Genomic DNA, 18,379 nt, shown 5'->3' on the forward strand with positions numbered 1-18,379 from the left:
TACCTTAAAATTTACATTCCCTTAGCAAAGCCAACATTTTTTCAGCTATTCTTAATTCTGTCATACACCAATGGTCAAATAGTCACCCGTTGGACAGGATGTCTCAGTTCCAACAACAGAAGATTAGTGAGGTTATCGTCACACGAATTTGGATTTTGGCTGGCAGTTTTGCTCACAACAGCACAATTATCCAAATCGAACTACAACAACTGATTATTCCCCCAACAAAGTCACACATTTTAAAGTGGGGAATCTCTATAATTGCCAGTGCTTGATAAACATAAGGATAATGCTATGAGACTGTTTAAGCGCTATACACCCGGTATGATTGCTAAACACGTTAGTCGGCTGTTTAAAGGAAGAATCTACATCTATGGTGTCGGAAAGTTTGAATTCGACAACGGCAAATTGATCTTGCCAGATAGAGCAGAACAGAAGCATTTTCAAGCAGTAAAAGAAGTCAACAAAGAGATCATGCGTTTACGCTGTGCCTACGCGTAATCTGTTGCCGTGAATAGCGATGAATATAAAAAGGGTTGGCCTAGAGCCAACCCTTTTGCTTTATGACTTAACGCCATATTTATTGCGGCGATGATTGTGGGTATTTCGCCAAATTAGGTAAATCCCCCTTGAGCCCCAAAGCGCGCTTTAGGATCTCATCTTTTGCACCCGGCAGTTGACCAACTAATTGCATGCCGATACCACGAACTAATTTTTTCGCCGGATTATCACCTGCAAATAGGTCTCGGAAGCCTTGCATCGCAGCGATCATTTTCGCCGCTTCCGCTTTACGCCAGCGCTCATAACTACGCAAATTACGCTTACTGCCGATGTCTTGCCCTTGCTGCCAAAGCTGCAAGACTTCTTGCGCCAAACAAGCCGCATCCAGCAGGCCTAAATTCACCCCCTGACCAGCCAAAGGATGAATGGTATGCGCCGCATCACCAATCAAGGCGACTCGTTCACACACAAAATCTCGCGCATAACGCATTTTCAATGGAAAAGAGAAACGCTCACCAATCACTTCACACATGCCAAGACGAGCATCAAACTCTGCCGTTAGTGCTTTATTAAACGCTTCTTTATCCATCGCGACCAATTGCTCTGCGCGACTAGGATCAGTTGACCATACAATCGAGCTCATCTGGCTACCGCCCATCGGCAAAAATGCCAACGGCCCTTGCGGAGTAAAAATCTGACGAGCGACTTTATCATGCGGCTCTTGTGTCCACACATTTGCCACAATCGCACTATGGCCGTAATCCCAATGCGTCAGCGGGATATCTTGCTGGCGACGAACCCAAGAATTAGCACCATCAGCACCGACGACAAGCTTCGCCGTGAGAGATTGACCATTCGCAAGCGTTAGCCAGGCTTCGCTTTCCCCCATCGCCATCGACTGACATTGCGCAGGCATAAATAGCGTCACGTTGGCCTGCTTCTTCACTTGCTCTAACAAAGCAAGTTGAATCACGCGGTTTTCAACAATATGACCGAGATCGGGCTGGGCAATTTTCTTCGCATCAAATTCTATGCGCGCAAAACTATCTTGCTCCCAAACTTCCATCGCACTGTATGCCGCTGCTCGACGATCAATAATGCCTTGCCATGCGCCAAGGTTACGCAGGATACTTTCACTAGAGCGGCTCAATGCCGATACGCGAACATCAGAAAGTTCTTGCAGTTCGCTATCCGGAATATGACTCTCAATCAGTGCAATTCTCAAATCACTGTCTTTCATTGCCGCGGCGAAAGCGAGGCCGACCATGCCTCCACCAACAATCGCAATATCAACGCTTTGCATCATCTATTTGCATCCTTCTTGGCACTATCGTGCCACCAAACCTAATGTTCTTTGTAACAGAGGGGTTTTGAGTGACGGAACGTTATCCATCATGGCTAAACCGAGATTACGACCAATACGCAATGATAGGTAATCATTAGAAAAAATATGGACTAATGCGCTCGTCATCGCAATAGTCGTATCGCGATCCGCTTGGCGACGACGACTAAAGGCATTCAATACCTGATAACGACCAACATCGGCTAATGATTGCACTACCTCTTCAGCTAAACTCGCCACATCACGAATACCCAGATTAAACCCTTGCCCCGCAATCGGATGAAGCGTCTGTGCAGCATTACCCACGATGGCAAAACGATGCGAGATGTTTTGTGCACGATAGCGCAATAACAACGGGTAACTAGCACGCTGGCCGACTTGCGTCATTTGGCCTAAACGCCAGCCAAAAGCTTGCTGTAATTCAGCAAGAAACGCCGCATCATCCAATTGCAATACACGCTCGGCAACCTCAGGACGCAGACACCATACCAACGACATGCGATCATCGCTCATCGGCAATAATGCGACGGGGCCTTGCTCGGTAAAACGTTCAAAAGCGCGCCCTTGATGCGCTTGCTGACAGCGAATATTGGCAATCAGAGCGACTTGGTCAAAATCATGCTGTTTAAGCTCAAAACCAAGCGCTTGGCAGCAAGACGAAATCGCGCCATCCGCCGCCACCAGCAATCGGCACTCTAGCTGATCACCGCTTTGTAACGTCACCACATTGTGGCTAGCGGTACGTTCGATTTCATGCACAGAGTCAGGGCAAAGCAGCGAGATAGAGGGACGCTGTTCCAGTTGTGTTTGATAGATACGTCCAACGTCTGCCAGTTCTACCACATAGCCAAGGGCTGCCACGGAAATATCGCTATGATCAATATTGGTCATGCCGGCATGGCTGCGATCTGAAACGTGAATGTGTTTTATTGCTGTCGCTACAGGGGCGATCTGCTCCCATAAACCCAAACTTTTTAGAATTTCTACCGTACCAAAAGAGAGGGCGATCGAGCGCGAGTCAAATCCGGGATGCGCTTGATGATCGACCGTAAAAGGCTCAACCACCGCAATGCGAAGTTGGCTTCGCGAGAGAGTATCTAACGCTAAGGCAAGCGTCATACCTGCCATTGCTCCACCGGCAATCACCACATCAAACTGCTTCATCAAACTAACCTAATTAATGAATGGTTGGCGCTGCAGCTGGCTCAGCAGGTTTTTGGCCAAACTCAGCATGAATAGTCAACACACAGACTTTGACGTGCTCTAATACTTCCTCAAGCAGCATTGCTTGCTCTTGTTGATCTTCATCTTCATCGATACCCAGTTTGGAAATTTCTTCCAAATCTGCCAAGGCTTCTTTGACATTGCTTGAGGCTTTTTTCAAATCCACCGCAACAAGACCTAAGCCAGATATAAAATGGTTTACCCACTCAGCAAGACCATCGGCGATATCAAACAAGCTCGCGCTCGCTTCTTCATCTGGCATCAACATAGATAACTCCATATCGCTGCCTGTTAACTCTTGAGTGGTCACATCGAGGGTTTGCTGTGCCAATTTCAATGTTCTGTCAGGCCACCCCATCCCTTCGTTGGTATAATCAAAAATTAGCGGCTGCCAACTTTTATCCGTTAAGCTTAAACCGCCGCTTAGCATACCGGTTAGCAAACCGTGTATTTCAGCAGGATTAACCGCGAGACCTGAAGATTGCAGCTCAGTGGCGAAGGTTAAGTAATCTGGAAGGGTGATGTCACTCATGGATAGACCTAATTTTACAAAAATAATACTTAATCGTACCACTTTGCTGGTTTTGCGAAAATGAACAAGGCAGCAATAATGAGCGGGATTTACACAATTTGCCCAATTACTGTGTTATTTCCCTTTGTTTTGCCCATGTTGCACGGGAAAGACTTGAATCTTAACTGGGCTTTTTCTATAGTTTCCACCTCGGTGATGGTCTGCATTATCACCTTAATACTAAGTGTAGAGTGGATATGAGTAACCAAGCGGTAGACGTTGAAATTTTAGGGAAGTTAACGCGAGTAAACTGCCCACCCGGTCAGGAAGAAGCTTTGCTTCAAGCTGCCAAACGACTTAGTGATCGTTTGAAAGACATGACCGATAAAACTAAAGTGACCAATGAAGTGCATTTATTGACGATTGCGGCACTCAACTTCTGCTACGAATTAGAGACTCGTGATTCCTCTTCACAAGCGCAAGAGCAGCAGCAAATTCAATTTGCTGAGCGTATGGAAAAGCTCACAGCATCACTTGATGATGCACTAAGTAAAGTACAGCAGGGAAAGCAGTCATCTTAACTTAAAAAATTCTCTGTGCTTGTTGATAGACTAGTAAAGACTAGGTTATCTAACGAGTGTGGAAACCAGTTTACCCTGGAGTGTGCGTTAGTGGGATTAAGTCCCTGAGCCGATAAGCAATCCCAAAGGGTTAGTATTTGAGGGCTATTGAGCAAGCTCGGCTCGTACCGAGAAGCCTACGGTCATCATTGCTGATCCGCCTTGAACCAGCTGGTTCAAGGGTCCAAATCTCCAACGGCACTCTGGGGTATCTCCTTGATTCCCCATTATTCGGGTAAATCATCATGCTTTCACGACAGCAGTTTCGGCAACAAATCCGTCAAACCAGACAGCAGCTTAGTGCCTCATTCCAACAACAGGCCAGTTTAAAACTGATCGAGCAATTTTCCCGTCTGCCTGAAATCGCTTCAGCACGCCATATCGCCTTATACCTTACCGCCGATGGTGAAGTTGATACTAAGCCACTGATTGATTGGCTGTGGCAACAAGGCAAACACGTCTACCTGCCCGTTATTCATCCTTTTTCCAAAGGTCATCTGCTTTTTCTACACTATCAAAGCAATACACCAATGGTGCTCAATCAATATCGGATTGCCGAACCCAAACTCAACCAGTTGTTAATCCGCCCAGTTGATCAACTCGACATTATCTGTACACCTTTGGTGGGATTTGACTCAACCGGTCATCGCCTTGGAATGGGAGGGGGTTACTATGACCGAACTCTTGCACCTTGGTTTAAAGATCATCGTGGGCCAAAACCGATTGGCCTTGCCCATGATTGTCAGCATGTTGAGAAACTGCCAATCGAAGCTTGGGATGTGCCACTACCTAAAATAGTGACCCCGAGCAAAATATGGCAATGGGAATGTCACGGCTGACGTTATATAATCCGCCGCGCAAACGATAACGAACTTCCACCTAGGAGATGAGCATGACTCAAGATGAGATGAAAAAAGAAGCCGGTTGGGCTGCGCTTAAGTATGTTGAGAAAGACAGTATTGTTGGCGTCGGTACTGGCTCTACTGTGAATCACTTCATCGATGCTCTGGCGACTATCAAAGATGATATCAAGGGCGCTGTATCAAGCTCTGAAGCCTCAACAGCGAAACTTAAAGAGTTGGGTATTGAAGTATTTGATTGTAATGAAGTTGCTCGTCTTGATGTTTACGTTGATGGCGCGGATGAAATCAACTCATACCGCGACATGATTAAAGGCGGTGGCGCAGCGCTAACTCGTGAGAAAATCGTTGCGGCGATCTCAGACAAGTTCATCTGTATTGTTGACGATACCAAAGCAGTCGACATTCTCGGCCAATTCCCATTGCCTGTTGAAGTGATTCCTATGGCACGCTCATACGTAGCCCGCGAACTGGTGAAGCTGGGTGGCGATCCGGCTTATCGTGAAGGTGTCGTGACTGATAACGGTAATGTGATCCTTGATGTGCACAACATGCAAATCAGCAATCCTAAAGAGATGGAACGTTCAATCAATGCCATCGCAGGTGTTGTGACTGTCGGTCTATTTGCTGCTCGTGGTGCTGATGTAGTGATCACGGGTACGCCAAACGGCGCAAAAATCGAAGAATAAAAACTAATAGAAACGCCCACTGAATTGAACAAGCTGCGAGCGGACTCCGTATTACGCACAGCCTCAGTCACAACGGCGCGATTCTGTTATTTCATTACAAGCGGCTCTCTTTTGGGCCGCTTTTTGTTTTTTATCGCTTAAAAATTATTCTTTATTCCGTAATTTTCTTACCCAAACTTTATTTTTTTTGTTAAGTTAGTGAGCAGAAGACGCACAAGGAAAACGTTTGCGCTCCAATAAAGAGGTTAGAAAGCTTCTTTTTTAGCCCGCTTTAATGCAATGTGCGCCAGTTTTGCCCCCTTTCCCCACTTTAAGGATGAAGACAATGGCCAAAGTTTCACTGGATAAAGAAAAAATTAAGATACTTCTTTTAGAAGGCTTACACCCATCATCAGTAGAAGTTTTACAAGCAGCGGGTTACACCAATATCGAATATCACAAAGGCTCTTTGTCAGAAGCTGAGTTGATGGAAGCGGTAAAAGATGCCCACTTTATTGGTATTCGTTCTCGAACCAACCTGACCAAACAAGTCATTGATGCTGCTGAAAAATTAGTTGCGGTTGGCTGTTTTTGTATTGGTACTAACCAAGTTGATCTTCACGCCACTGCAGTACGCGGGATTCCGGTGTTCAATGCCCCATTCTCTAACACGCGTAGTGTTGCCGAGCTGGTACTTGGTCAGATCCTACTATTATTGCGCGGTATCCCAGAAAAGAATGCACTTGCGCATCGTGGTATTTGGAAGAAAAGTGCCGATAACTCTTACGAAGCACGTGGTAAACGCCTAGGTATTATTGGTTACGGCCATATTGGTACTCAGTTGGGTATTATTGCTGAAAACTTAGGGATGCGTGTTTACTACTACGATATTGAAAACAAACTGTCACTGGGTAATGCCACACAAGTGTTCACCATGAGTGAGCTACTGAATAAATGTGATGTTATCTCTCTGCACGTACCAGAAACACCAGAAACCAAAAACATGATGGGTGCTGATGAATTTGCTCGCATGAAACCGGGCGCAATCTTCATTAATGCCGCTCGCGGTACTGTGGTGGATATCGAGGCACTTTGCCACTCGCTCGAAGCTGGCCACATCTCAGGTGCAGCTGTGGATGTATTCCCAACGGAACCTGCCACCAATGCGGAAGCATTCGAATCACCGCTGCAAAAATACGACAACGTTATCTTGACCCCACACGTTGGTGGCTCAACGCAAGAAGCGCAAGAGAACATTGGTGTTGAAGTTGCAGGTAAATTGGCAAAATATTCAGACAACGGTTCAACGCTTTCAAGTGTTAACTTCCCTGAAGTATCGCTACCAGAGCACCGTGATTGCTCACGTCTACTGCATATCCATAAAAACCGTCCAGGCATTTTGACGCAAATTAACACCATCTTCGCTGAAGAAGGGATCAACATTGCTGGTCAGTATCTGCAAACGGCTGCTGAGATCGGCTATGTGGTTATCGATGTCGAAACTGAACGTTCAGAAGAAGCACTGGCTAAACTGAAAACCATCGAAGGGACAATTCGCGCACGTATTCTGCACTAATTGTTAGCATGAGTTCGTAAACGAAACGCGTAACATAAAAAAACCACCGAATTGTCGGTGGTTTTTTGTTATCTATATTGTTTAGGTACGCATGATTAGGCTTTGAGTGCTCGCTCACCACGCGCAATGCCAACCACACCACTTCGCGCCACTTCAATCACTTCTGTCACCTCTGATAACGCTTGGATAAAGGCATCAAGTTTTTCGCTATCACCTGTCAATTGCACTGTATATTGCGATGCCGTGACATCCACGATCTGCCCACGGAAAATATCCGCAGTACGTTTGACTTCAGCACGAGCAAAGCCACTGGCTTTAACCTTAACCAACATCAACTCACGCTCAATATGCTCAAGCTCAGAGACTTCCTGAACTTTCAATACATCAATCAGTTTGTGCAGCTGTTTTTGAATTTGCTCTAGCACCAAATCGTCTGAGATTGTGGTGATATTCAAACGTGACAAGGTTTCATCGTCAGTTGGTGAAACGGTCAATGATTCAATGTTGTAGCCACGCTGTGAAAACAGGCCGACAACTCGTGATAGCGCACCCGGTTGGTTTTCCATCAATAGTGAAATGATATGTCTCATCTTAGGTACGCTCCGTCTTGCTTAACCACATCTTATCCATACCCTCGCCTTTAATCTGCATTGGGTACACGTGCTCTGTTTCGTCAACATTGATATCAACAAACACCAAACGATCTTTCAGTTCAAGTGCCCGCTGTAAACCCGCTTCGAGTTCATCTGGGGTTTCAATGCGAATACCAACATGGCCATAAGCTTCTGCGATCGCGGCAAAATCAGGCACCGAGCTCATGTAAGAGTTAGAGTGACGGCCTTGATAAATAATATCTTGCCACTGTTTCACCATGCCTAAGAAACGGTTGTTCAAGTTAATAATCTTCACTGGGATGTCATATTGCATTGCCGTCGACAGCTCTTGGATATTCATCTGAATACTGCCGTCACCCGTCACCACAACAACTTCTTCATCCGGTTTGGCAAATTTAACGCCCATCCCCGCCGGGAGTCCAAAGCCCATCGTGCCTAAACCGCCAGAGTTAATCCAACGGCGTGGCTTATTGAATGGGTAATACAAGGCGGCAAACATTTGGTGCTGGCCAACATCTGATGCGACATAAGCATCACCATTAGTCAGTTTATGCAATGTCTCAATCACTTGTTGTGGCTTAATACGCTCAGGTGATTTGTCATACTTCAAACACTCTTTATTACGCCATGTTTGAATTTCATCCCACCATAGGTTCAATGCTTGTTCATCGTTACTACCACCTTGCTCCACCAGCAGGCTCATCATTGAAGCAAGGACTTTATCGGCAGAGCCTACGATAGGCAGATCCGCTTTGACGTTCTTTGAGATCGACGAAGGATCGATATCAATGTGCATAATTTTGGCATCTGGACAGTACTTTTCTAGGTTATTGGTAGTGCGATCATCAAAGCGCACGCCAACACCAAAGATCAGATCCGCGCCATGCATCGCCATATTGGCCTCATAGGTACCGTGCATACCAAGCATACCGAGCGAGTTTTTATGAGTACCAGGGAATGCCCCCAGCCCCATTAAGGTGCTTACGACTGGCAAGTTCAGTGCTTCAGCCAGCTTCAATAGTGGCTCATCCGCTTCGGAAATCACAGCACCACCACCGACGTACAGTACGGGCTTTTTCGCCTCTAATAAGGCTTTAAGTGCTTTTTTTATCTGACCTTTATGGCCTGTAGTGGTTGGTTTATACGAGCGCATCGAGATCGTTGCAGGATACTCGTATGGCAATTTGATTTGTGGATTAAGAATATCTTTAGGTAAGTCGATAACCACAGGACCAGGACGGCCTGTCGTCGCAATGTAGAAGGCTTTTTTAACGGTTTCAGGGATATCTTCGGCTTTCTTTACCAAGAAGCTGTGTTTTACCACTGGACGTGACACACCGACAATATCGCACTCTTGGAACGCATCATTACCAATCAGGTTATTCGGCACATTACCGGAAATGACGATCATGGGAATCGAATCCATATAGGCGGTTGCAATCCCCGTAATGGTATTCGTTGCGCCAGGGCCTGAACAAACCAACACTACGCCAGGGTTTCCCGTTGCACGTGCGTAGCCATCAGCCATATGCGTTGCCGCTTGTTCATGGCGAACCAGAACGTGTTTGATTTGTTCGGTTTTCGCATGCAGCGCATCATAGATATCCAATACAGAACCGCCTGGATAACCGAAAATCTGTTCAACTCCTTCTTCGATGAGAGATTGAACAACCATCTCTGCACCGGACAACATTGCTGTCATATCTTTCTCCTTACCTGCACCAATCAATAGGGTTCATTGCTTGGCCGGTTGCACATAGTTAGGGCTTATTTTTAGCCTAATTGAAATACTTCCACTCTTTCTCTATGTCTTGCGCATGTCATAACAACACGCAAGCAATAGCAACAAATGTAACGTTTTCTTTTCAAAGAATCTATTGCGACTTTTCTCTCATTCCTCACACAATTCTATGAATTCCGAGAATGACGATAAAAAGTGGATAAATACCGTCTAAAAATCAGCATCTTTCCACGAAACCGCGATAAATAAAGCTGAATATTTTTTGTGCAAACTTTCTGAGAGTGCCCTGCTAGCTAGTGTAAAAATAAAAAAAATCCCCCATAGCCAAGTGATGACTATGGGGGATTTTTAATCAACCTAAATATTTAGATTGAGAAAAACTACTTTTTAGACGGTTTATCGTCGTACATTTCTTCGATTTCGTCTTGGTATTTATCGTTAATCACTTTACGACGCAGTTTCTGCGTTGGTGTTAACTCACCATCATCCATCGAGAATGCTTTAGGCAGTAATTTGAATTTCTTCACCTGCTCGAACTTAGCCAGCTCTTTTTGCAAGTCGTTCACACGTGATTCAAGCATCTCAACAATTTGGTGATGCTTAATCAGCTCTACGCGATCGTGGTATTTAATATTGAGCTCTTTAGCATACTCTTCCAAGCTATCAAAACACGGTACGATCAACGCAGAAACGAATTTACGCGTATCCGCAATCACCGCAATTTGTTCAATGAAATGATCTTTACCGATTGCACCTTCAACCACTTGTGGTGCGATGTACTTACCATTCGATGTTTTCATCAGCTCTTTGATACGATCGGTAATAAATAAGTTACCGTTCTCATCAATATGACCTGCATCACCGGTTTTTAGAAAGCCATGTTCATCAAACGTTTGAGCGGTCTCTTCTGGCATTTTGTAGTAGCCACGCATCACCATAGGACCACGTACTAAGATCTCGTTGTTTTCACCGATCTTCACTTGCGCGCCCGGCATCGACATGCCGATCGAAGCAGGATCAAAACACTTATCATCCCAACAAGAAACGGTCGCCGTGGTTTCGGTCATGCCGTAACCCAACTTAACGTTGATGCCAATGGCATGGAAGAAGCGACCAATGGTCTCATCCAATTTCGCGCCGCCACATGGCATAAAGTTGATTCGACCACCCAGCAGAGCACGTAATTTCGACAACACTAACTTGTCAGCAAGCTTGTACGATTTTTTCAGCATCAACGATGGCTTACGACCATCTTGATGGCATACCGCCATTTTCGCGCCCATATTAACCGCCCAAGTGAACAACACTTTGCGGATAAATGGCGCCTTAGCGACCTTCTCATGAATCGCAGAGAAGATCTTTTCGTAGAAGCGCGGCACAGCACTCATCACAGTTGGACGAATTTCGCTTAGGGCATCACGTACTTGCATCGTATCTTGCAGGTAGCAGTTAGTTGCTCCACGGTACAAGACATAGAAAGTCCACGCACGTTCAAACACGTGAGACAGCGGCAAGAAGCACAGTGACACATCTTGATCAGTCAAACTTAAACGCTGATCGTGACCTTGCAACTGCGCACCAATGTTGGCGTAATCAAGCATTACGCCTTTTGGCTGACCCGTCGTGCCAGAGGTGTAGATTAGTGTTAATAGATCGTCGAGGTTTGCATCATCAAGGCGTTGCTGTAGCTCTGCTTGATGTGCTTCATCGCCACGAGCGATAAAATCTTGCCAGCTGATTGCAAACGCATGACCTTGTAGATCAATGTCGTCCGACATCGCTACGATCAATTCAAGTTGCTCACACTGTTCAAAGATAGAGACAGCCATATCAAATTGAGGCTGCTCACCAACAAACAACACTTTTACGTCTGCATTTTGCAGAATATACGCTGATTGTGCAGCGGTGCTTGTTGGGTAAATAGGCACAATCACACCACGCGTTTGTAGCGTAGCGATATCCGCAACGGTCCATTGCGGCATGTTGTTTGAGAAGATCCCTATCTTATCTTGTACTCGTAATCCTTGAGCCAATAACGCCAGTGAAATTGCATCCACTTGCTGACCAAATTGCTGCCAGCTAATACCTTGCCATAAGCCATCTACTTTGTGCTTAAGCGCAGTGCGTTCGCCGCCTTGTGCAATTTGTTCACGAATTCTTTTAACGATATGAAAATCTAAATTGGCCATCTTTTCTACCTTTAGGCTTACACCTGTAAGCCTTTTGCGCGCACAGTGTACATTTCAAGCTAAAAAAGGCAACTGACACGCATCAAACTTATAAGAAAAAGCCTCGGAGACTTTCGCCATCCGAGGCTTTAAATAGAACTATTTCAACCAATTATATTTATACAAATATCATAATAGTTATATTTAAATGATATTTATCATCAACTTATGAATTATTTTCAGTTGCAACAACTTCTCCGCACACTTGCATAAGCTGATCTCGTAACCAAATATGTCCTTTATCTTTTTCACTCGATTCATGCCAGCTGAGATAGCCATTAATCACTGTATTCTCAAAGGGTGAGACAATAATTTGTAACTGTTGTTGATTGGCCGCGTTTTCAACCATCCAGCGTGGTGCTATCGTCACAAGCTCTGACTGACCAACAACATAGAGCACATTGCTCAAACTGGTACCTTCGTAGTAAGCGCAAACATCCAACTCTCTATACGCCTGCTCAGAAAAACTGCGCTGACCATGTACACGAGACAATTTCGCATGGCGCTCTGAACGCAATCCATCCACACTGATTGAACCTTGAATGCGTGGATGCGCTTTCGATGCAACGATCACTAACTCATCTTGGAAAATTTCAGTACTCGAGAAGCCCTGCTCGTCAAAGCGAGCATAGTCGATGACAAAATCAATTTCTTGGTAGCGCATACGCTCAGCCAGTTGACGATCAAACTCAGCATCAAGATGCAATTGTACGTATGGCGCACGCTGATGAATCGTATCCATCACTTTGGGTGCAAAACGCATATCACACGGACTACACATCGCCAACTTAAACAGGCGAGTTGAGCTCTCTGGAGAAAATACTGAGCTTGGCAGCTCATTACGGATTAATTGTAGTGCCTGACGAACCGGACCAAACAGCTGGCGAGCACGCTGAGTTGGTTGAATGCCCCGCCCTTGACGCATGAACAGCTCATCATTAAACATCACTTTTAAACGCGCAACCGCATTACTCACTGCAGGTTGAGACATACTTAAATTGTGTGCGGCACGTGTAATATTTTGCTCTTGCATCACGGCATCGAACACCGTGAGTAAGTTCAGGTCAACACCACGTAGTGTGCTTTCCATTCGGTAGCTGGCAATTGCGCTCATTGGTTCTTTAGCTTCAGTCATCGGTCTCTTCTCTAAAAATGGAATCATGGGGCAAAACACAATCTCGCTGTGCTATACCGATTTAATCGCGGCTTTTTATAGGCTGCTTATTTATTTGCGATTTAGATGAGTAGTAACGAAAAGAGACTATCGACTAATCAATCAATCGAGCGCAACTGGATTGATAATTAATCAGTATTTTTTAGCCATTAACAATTAAAGTCATTAAAAAACAGGCGGATAACGACATCATAAAAAAAGCTAAATTGGTTTTTTTTAGCTGATTGATAAACAATTCACTCTAGCTATGAATCATTAACATCATTAATTGACCGGATAAATAAGCAGCAGAAGATGTTTTGTTATCTGTGAATAAAAACAATCACTTCATACACTGAGCAACAAACAACCACGCATACTTTCAATTACACTACTCATTAAAAGCATAATTAGGGAAATCAACTTGGCTCCATAGCTGACTGGTAAGCTGCTCGGTATCATCCCAATTACCTTGTAGAAGCCACTTCACGATCGCGCTGGCTACATCCGGATAGACTACCCTCTCACCCGCTTCCTCATCGAGCCAATTGCGCACAATCGCGGCATCCAACATTTCCATGCTACTCGCCAAACCTAAGCTCTCCAGCGTGGCGACATTGGAGAGTTGCTCAAACTGCCCAGCAAGTGGTTTCAACAATAACTTTTTGCCAAGAGCAAGGGCCTCGGAGGGCAGTTCAAAACCACCGTTAGCGATAATGCCCGCGCAGCGTTGCAAATAATAATGAAACTCAGACAAACTCAACGGGAAGAATTGAATATTGTCGATCTGGCTTACGCTGATGATCTGCGGATGGAAGCAGACGAAAGTTTGGCTGGTAAAACGCAATAATAAGTCGGTGATATCGTCCAAACTCTCGAAAGGAAGATAAACCAAAACATAGTCTTGATTGTCCACCTTCTCTTTTGTCATATGGACAATTGGCGGCAAAATTGGTTGATTAAAATGATGCCAATGCAAACCAAGGTAGTGCGAACTGGGTGCAAAATAGCGAATCACTTGTTTATCTAACCAATCCGCACCTTTGAGCGGCACTGAGTAACGAAAAGCATTTTGATGACTAATACTGATCAACGGGACATTCTGCTTTTTCGCCGCCCATGCAGTGACCGGTTCAAAGTCGTTTAGCACCAAATCATAGCCCGACAGATCTAACTCCGCGACGTCACGCGCAAACTCAGTAAGGCTATTCTTAAACAAGGTTTTACGATAATTAACCTGCCCTTTCTCACAAACAAAAGTAAGGCCGCGACGAGTTTGATAATCACCAAAACACTCCATCGAAAAGTACTTATTGACCTCTCGACCCGAAAACAAAAAATCAACCTCAACCTGATGCGCCTTTAAGGCATGACACATCGCTCTCGAACGTGCGATATGGCCATTACCGGTACCTTGTACCCCATAAAGAATTTTCATCGCCTTATCCTCCAAACCACTGCAAGGCAAAGGTAGCGCAGGCAATACCAAGACAAGCACCCAACAACACATCAGTAAGAAAATGCACACCAAGCAGTATGCGCGACAATGCAATAGCAGCCGCCCATATAAGAGCAAACAAGGCATAATCCAAATAGTAATGCGCTAGCACAGTGGCAAGCAGAAAGGCGGCCGCAGTATGCCCTGAAGGCAGACTGTAGCGGTCAGATGGAGTAATAAAGGAGGGAATGAGCGGGCTAAACTCCGCAGGGCGACGCCGCTTAAAGAGGTTTTTAGCCATCCAGTAAATCGGTAACTCCACAACAAATGCCAGCAAACCAGCGGCTAGAAACTGTTTTCCATTTTCACCATCTAAATGCCAAGCTAGGCAACCAAGCAGCACATACAAATGGCCATCCCCCGAATGAGAAACAACTCGGCTGATTTTAGATAACGGTAAGCAGAATCTATGTTGTAAGCAAAATAACGAAAACGCGAGGTCAAACTTAGCAATTGGGGCAATAGTACGCATGGCACTCTCCAGTAATTCGCACAGTGTGGTAGTGTGCTTATATTCAAATTAGAGGGCCGATATGACAGTGAGTTGACGTTTTTTTGTTGAGTTAGTGACAGCATGATCGTGTGACTTTTAGGTGCAATAAACGATCTTCCATGGTTCAAATAGAGTGATACGTTTTCAAACTTGCAAAAAAACTTATCGAGTGAAAATCGTTTCTTATGGCTAAAATTTCTTCCAATTGAATAAAAAAACAACTTTATGGTTGACGTTCAGAGCTGAGTACGGTACTAATCTATTAACTTATTTATGTGGTTTCATTAACTCTCTTAGGAAGTAGTTAACAATGACAAGAACATTTTCTCGCCAACTGAACCTCCTCCTGATCGTGAATCAATCGCGCGGGTAGGCTGTGGAAGAGAAATAACCACACAGATTTACAACAAACCCGCACCGAGATGCGGGTTTTTTTATGATCAAATACTGGAAGTAATCGTTTAAATCCCCTCTCTAAGCGGATAAACGGATCAAAAAGGAAGCACTTATGAACGATCAAGTCATTATTTTCGACACCACCTTGCGTGATGGCGAACAAGCGTTGTCAGCCAGTTTGACAGTAAAAGAAAAACTGCAAATTGCGTATGCACTTGAACGTCTCGGAGTGGATGTGATTGAAGCGGGTTTCCCGGTTTCTTCTCCAGGCGATTTTGAATCGGTGCAAACCATTGCTCGTCACATTAAAAACAGTCGCATCTGCGCTCTTTCTCGCGCAGTACCACAAGATATCGATGCCGCAGCCGAAGCGCTAAAAGTAGCAGAAGCATTTCGTATCCATACCTTCATTTCAACCTCAACGGTGCACGTGCAAGATAAGTTGCGTCGTAGCTATGACGATGTCGTCGAAATGGGCGTAAGAGCGGTAAAACACGCACGCCAATATACCGATGATGTTGAGTTTTCTTGTGAAGATGCAGGCCGAACGCCGATTGATAATCTTTGCCGCATGGTCGAAGCCGCGATTAACGCTGGCGCGACGACAGTAAATATTCCCGATACCGTTGGCTACACGGTACCAAATGAATTTGGTGGCATTATCGAAACGCTGTTTAACCGTGTTCCTAACATCGATAAAGCGATCATTTCCGTTCACTGCCACGATGATTTGGGCATGTCTGTGGCGAACTCAATTGCCGCCGTCCAAGCGGGAGCACGCCAGATTGAAGGAACCATCAACGGCATCGGCGAACGTGCGGGGAACTGTGCGCTAGAAGAGATCGCGATGATAATCAAGACTCGCCAAGAGCTGCTTGGCGTTCATACCGGTCTAAAGCATGAAGAAATTCATCGCACCAGTAAGCTTGTTAGCCAGTTGTGTAACATGCCAATCCAAAGCAACAAAGCAATTGTCGGAGCGAATGCCTTTAGCCATTCTTCCGGTATCCACCAAGATGGCATGCTAAAGAATAAAAACACCTACGAAATCATGACTCCTGAATCGATTGGTTTGAAAAATCAATCGCTCAATCTAACCAGTCGTAGCGGTCGTGCCGCGGTTAAGAGCCATATGGACTCAATGGGTTATAAAGAAGAAGAGTACAACTTGAACGCCTTGTATGACGCCTTCTTGAAACTTGCTGACCGCAAAGGCCAAGTGTTCGATTACGACCTAGAAGCGTTGATGCACTTCTCTAACTTGCGTGATGAAGATGACTTCTACAAATTGAATTACCTTAGTGTGCAATCAGGCAGCGTAATGGCGACGACCAGTATTCAATTACAGTGTGGCGATGAAGAAAAGTGTGAAGCGGCTGTCGGCAATGGGCCGGTAGATGCACTTTATCAGTGTATTTATCGTGTAACCGGGTACGATATTGTATTGGATAAATTCGATCTTACCGCCAAAGGCGAAGGTGAAGATGGATTAGGTCAGGCCGATATCATTGCCAACTATAAAGGGCGTAAATATCACGGAACGGGAATTTCCACTGATATTGTCGAAGCGTCAGGACAAGCACTACTGCACGTAATCAATAGCATTCATCGCGCCGATAAAATTGCTGAGATTAAGCAGAAGAAAATCGCCACCGTATAAGATAACCATCAAACGCGATCTTCGCGTTTGATAAATGAATACAGCAAAACAACGCTAAGCCCATCAATGCAGTCGTGCGTTCTCGATGGGCACAAAAATTAAAGGACTAACATGACAGACAAAACCTACAAGATCGCAGTTTTAGCCGGTGATGGCATTGGCCCAGAAGTAATGGCTCAAGCGAACAAAGTATTGGACGCCATAGAAACCAAACGTGGTATTACTTTCCACCGTGAAGCGCACGATGTCGGTGGTATCGCGATCGATAACCACGGTACTCCGCTGCCTCAATCAACCATCACAGCTTGTGAACAATCCGACGCGGTTCTATTTGGCTCGGTTGGTGGGCCAAAATGGGAACATCTGCCACCGAATGACCAGCCAGAGCGTGGCGCTCTACTGCCGTTGCGTAAACACTTCCAGCTATTTTGTAATCTTCGACCAGCACAGATTCATGCCGGCTTAGAAGCGTTCTCACCGCTACGCGCGGATATCTCTGAACGTGGTTTTGATATTGTCGTTGTGCGTGAACTTACTGGTGGCATCTACTTCGGCCAACCAAAAGGTCGTGAAGGTGAAGGTCCAAATGAGAAAGCCTTCGATACTGAGATTTACCACCGTTTTGAGATCGAGCGCATTGCAAAGATTGCCTTTGAATCCGCTCGTCTGCGCGATAAAAAAGTATGCTCGGTCGATAAAGCAAATGTACTGCAAAGTTCAATTCTATGGCGTGAAGTCGTTGAAGAGATTGCTAAAGATTACCCTGATGTTGAGCTTTCACACATCTACATCGACAACGCAACCATGCAGCTAATCAAAGATCCGTCTCAGTTTGATGTCATGTTGTGCTCCAATATTTTTGGCGACATTATTTCTGATGAGTGTGCCATGATCACCGGTTCAATGGGCATGCTACCTTCTGCCAGCCTTAACGAGAGTAAGTTTGGTCTGTATGAACCCGCTGGCGGCAGCGCTCCAGATATTGCAGGAAAAAATATCGCCAACCCAGTCGCTCAAATCCTATCAGCGGCATTAATGTTGCGCTATAGCCTGGGCGAAGAAGAAGCCGCGTTAGATATTGAAAATGCCGTTTCTAAAGCGCTTTCTGCTGGTGAACTGACTGGCGATCTTGCCGGTGACAAACCAGCACTCTCAACATCTGAGATGGGCGATAAGATCGCTGAGTACATTTTGAACTCTTAACAATATTGAATTTATAACAATTAGAGACAGTCGTCTCACAACAGTCGCCGTTGCGCCAAAGAGTCGGAGTGATTTCTGAAACCTTGGTGCG

16 protein-coding genes and 1 other RNA gene are annotated in these 18,379 nt (G+C 45.2%); 8 read left to right on the forward strand and 9 right to left on the reverse strand.

Going from position 1 to position 18,379, the window contains the following annotated elements; genetic code table 11:
* The first annotated feature begins 294 nt into the window (after positions 1–294).
* Positions 295–501, forward strand: a complete 207-nt coding sequence (locus RJD38_RS04100; RefSeq protein ID WP_005593042.1) for a DUF1107 domain-containing protein — start codon at positions 295–297, stop codon at positions 499–501.
* A gap of 79 nt (positions 502–580) precedes the next feature.
* Here RJD38_RS04100 and RJD38_RS04105 read toward each other — a convergent pair whose 3' ends face one another.
* Genes RJD38_RS04105 through RJD38_RS04115 form a run of 3 tightly spaced genes read right to left on the reverse strand, consistent with a single transcriptional unit; the run spans position 581 to position 3,599 of the window.
* Entirely contained in the window at positions 581–1,807 is a 1,227-nt protein-coding gene (locus tag RJD38_RS04105) for an FAD-dependent 2-octaprenylphenol hydroxylase (RefSeq protein ID WP_065545023.1), read from the reverse strand.
* Positions 1,808–1,828: 21 nt separating this feature from the next.
* Complete coding sequence (gene ubiH / locus RJD38_RS04110) at positions 1,829–3,007, reverse strand: 2-octaprenyl-6-methoxyphenyl hydroxylase (protein WP_065545022.1); 1,179 nt, start codon at positions 3,005–3,007, stop codon at positions 1,829–1,831.
* A 13-nt stretch (positions 3,008–3,020) separates the two neighbouring features.
* A complete protein-coding gene (locus RJD38_RS04115; RefSeq protein WP_065545021.1) occupies positions 3,021–3,599 on the reverse strand; it encodes a YecA family protein in 579 nt (192 codons plus the stop codon).
* A 236-nt stretch (positions 3,600–3,835) separates the two neighbouring features.
* Between RJD38_RS04115 and zapA the strand changes: the two genes are divergently transcribed.
* From zapA to serA, 5 genes are all read left to right on the forward strand, one after another.
* On the forward strand, positions 3,836–4,159 hold the full coding sequence (zapA, locus tag RJD38_RS04120) for a cell division protein ZapA (RefSeq protein WP_005593035.1): 324 nt from the start codon (positions 3,836–3,838) through the stop codon (positions 4,157–4,159).
* 69 nt (positions 4,160–4,228) lie between these two features.
* Positions 4,229–4,412: non-coding RNA, 6S RNA (ssrS, locus tag RJD38_RS04125), on the forward strand.
* Positions 4,413–4,443: 31 nt separating this feature from the next.
* Complete coding sequence (locus RJD38_RS04130; protein WP_065545020.1) at positions 4,444–5,037, forward strand: 5-formyltetrahydrofolate cyclo-ligase; 594 nt, start codon at positions 4,444–4,446, stop codon at positions 5,035–5,037.
* A 53-nt stretch (positions 5,038–5,090) separates the two neighbouring features.
* Positions 5,091–5,747, forward strand: a complete 657-nt coding sequence (gene rpiA / locus RJD38_RS04135; RefSeq protein ID WP_005593032.1) for a ribose-5-phosphate isomerase RpiA — start codon at positions 5,091–5,093, stop codon at positions 5,745–5,747.
* A gap of 325 nt (positions 5,748–6,072) precedes the next feature.
* Positions 6,073–7,302, forward strand: a complete 1,230-nt coding sequence (gene serA / locus RJD38_RS04140) for a phosphoglycerate dehydrogenase (RefSeq protein ID WP_005593031.1) — start codon at positions 6,073–6,075, stop codon at positions 7,300–7,302.
* A 95-nt stretch (positions 7,303–7,397) separates the two neighbouring features.
* On the opposite strand, the gene ilvN is transcribed toward serA, so the two are convergent.
* The 6 genes from ilvN to RJD38_RS04170 all read right to left on the reverse strand — a co-directional run bounded on the left by ilvN (position 7,398) and on the right by RJD38_RS04170 (position 15,008).
* A complete protein-coding gene (gene ilvN, locus RJD38_RS04145; RefSeq protein WP_005593030.1) occupies positions 7,398–7,892 on the reverse strand; it encodes an acetolactate synthase small subunit in 495 nt (164 codons plus the stop codon).
* A gap of 1 nt (position 7,893) precedes the next feature.
* On the reverse strand, positions 7,894–9,618 hold the full coding sequence (locus RJD38_RS04150; protein ID WP_009385739.1) for an acetolactate synthase 3 large subunit: 1,725 nt from the start codon (positions 9,616–9,618) through the stop codon (positions 7,894–7,896).
* Between the two features lie 419 nt (positions 9,619–10,037).
* Positions 10,038–11,846 carry an AMP-dependent synthetase/ligase gene (locus RJD38_RS04155; protein WP_065545019.1) on the reverse strand — a complete coding sequence of 603 codons (1,809 nt, stop codon included), beginning with the start codon at positions 11,844–11,846 and terminating at the stop codon, positions 10,038–10,040.
* A 205-nt stretch (positions 11,847–12,051) separates the two neighbouring features.
* Entirely contained in the window at positions 12,052–13,020 is a 969-nt protein-coding gene (gene leuO / locus RJD38_RS04160) for a transcriptional regulator LeuO (protein WP_005593027.1), read from the reverse strand.
* A gap of 409 nt (positions 13,021–13,429) precedes the next feature.
* Entirely contained in the window at positions 13,430–14,476 is a 1,047-nt protein-coding gene (locus RJD38_RS04165) for an MJ1255/VC2487 family glycosyltransferase (protein WP_065545018.1), read from the reverse strand.
* Positions 14,477–14,480: 4 nt separating this feature from the next.
* Positions 14,481–15,008: a phosphatase PAP2 family protein gene (locus RJD38_RS04170; RefSeq protein WP_009385736.1), complete on the reverse strand. Its 528-nt coding sequence runs from the start codon at positions 15,006–15,008 to the stop codon at positions 14,481–14,483.
* Positions 15,009–15,537: 529 nt separating this feature from the next.
* Between RJD38_RS04170 and leuA the strand changes: the two genes are divergently transcribed.
* Positions 15,538–17,085 (forward strand): 2-isopropylmalate synthase, encoded by a 1,548-nt coding sequence (leuA, locus tag RJD38_RS04175; protein ID WP_065545017.1) that lies wholly within the window; start codon positions 15,538–15,540, stop codon positions 17,083–17,085.
* Positions 17,086–17,196: 111 nt separating this feature from the next.
* On the forward strand, positions 17,197–18,288 hold the full coding sequence (gene leuB / locus RJD38_RS04180) for a 3-isopropylmalate dehydrogenase (RefSeq protein ID WP_065545016.1): 1,092 nt from the start codon (positions 17,197–17,199) through the stop codon (positions 18,286–18,288).
* Positions 18,289–18,379: the final 91 nt, after the last annotated feature.

Origin of the sequence: Vibrio scophthalmi (assembly GCF_040869025.1) — a bacterium.
Taxonomy (GTDB): Bacteria; Pseudomonadota; Gammaproteobacteria; order Enterobacterales; family Vibrionaceae; genus Vibrio; species Vibrio scophthalmi.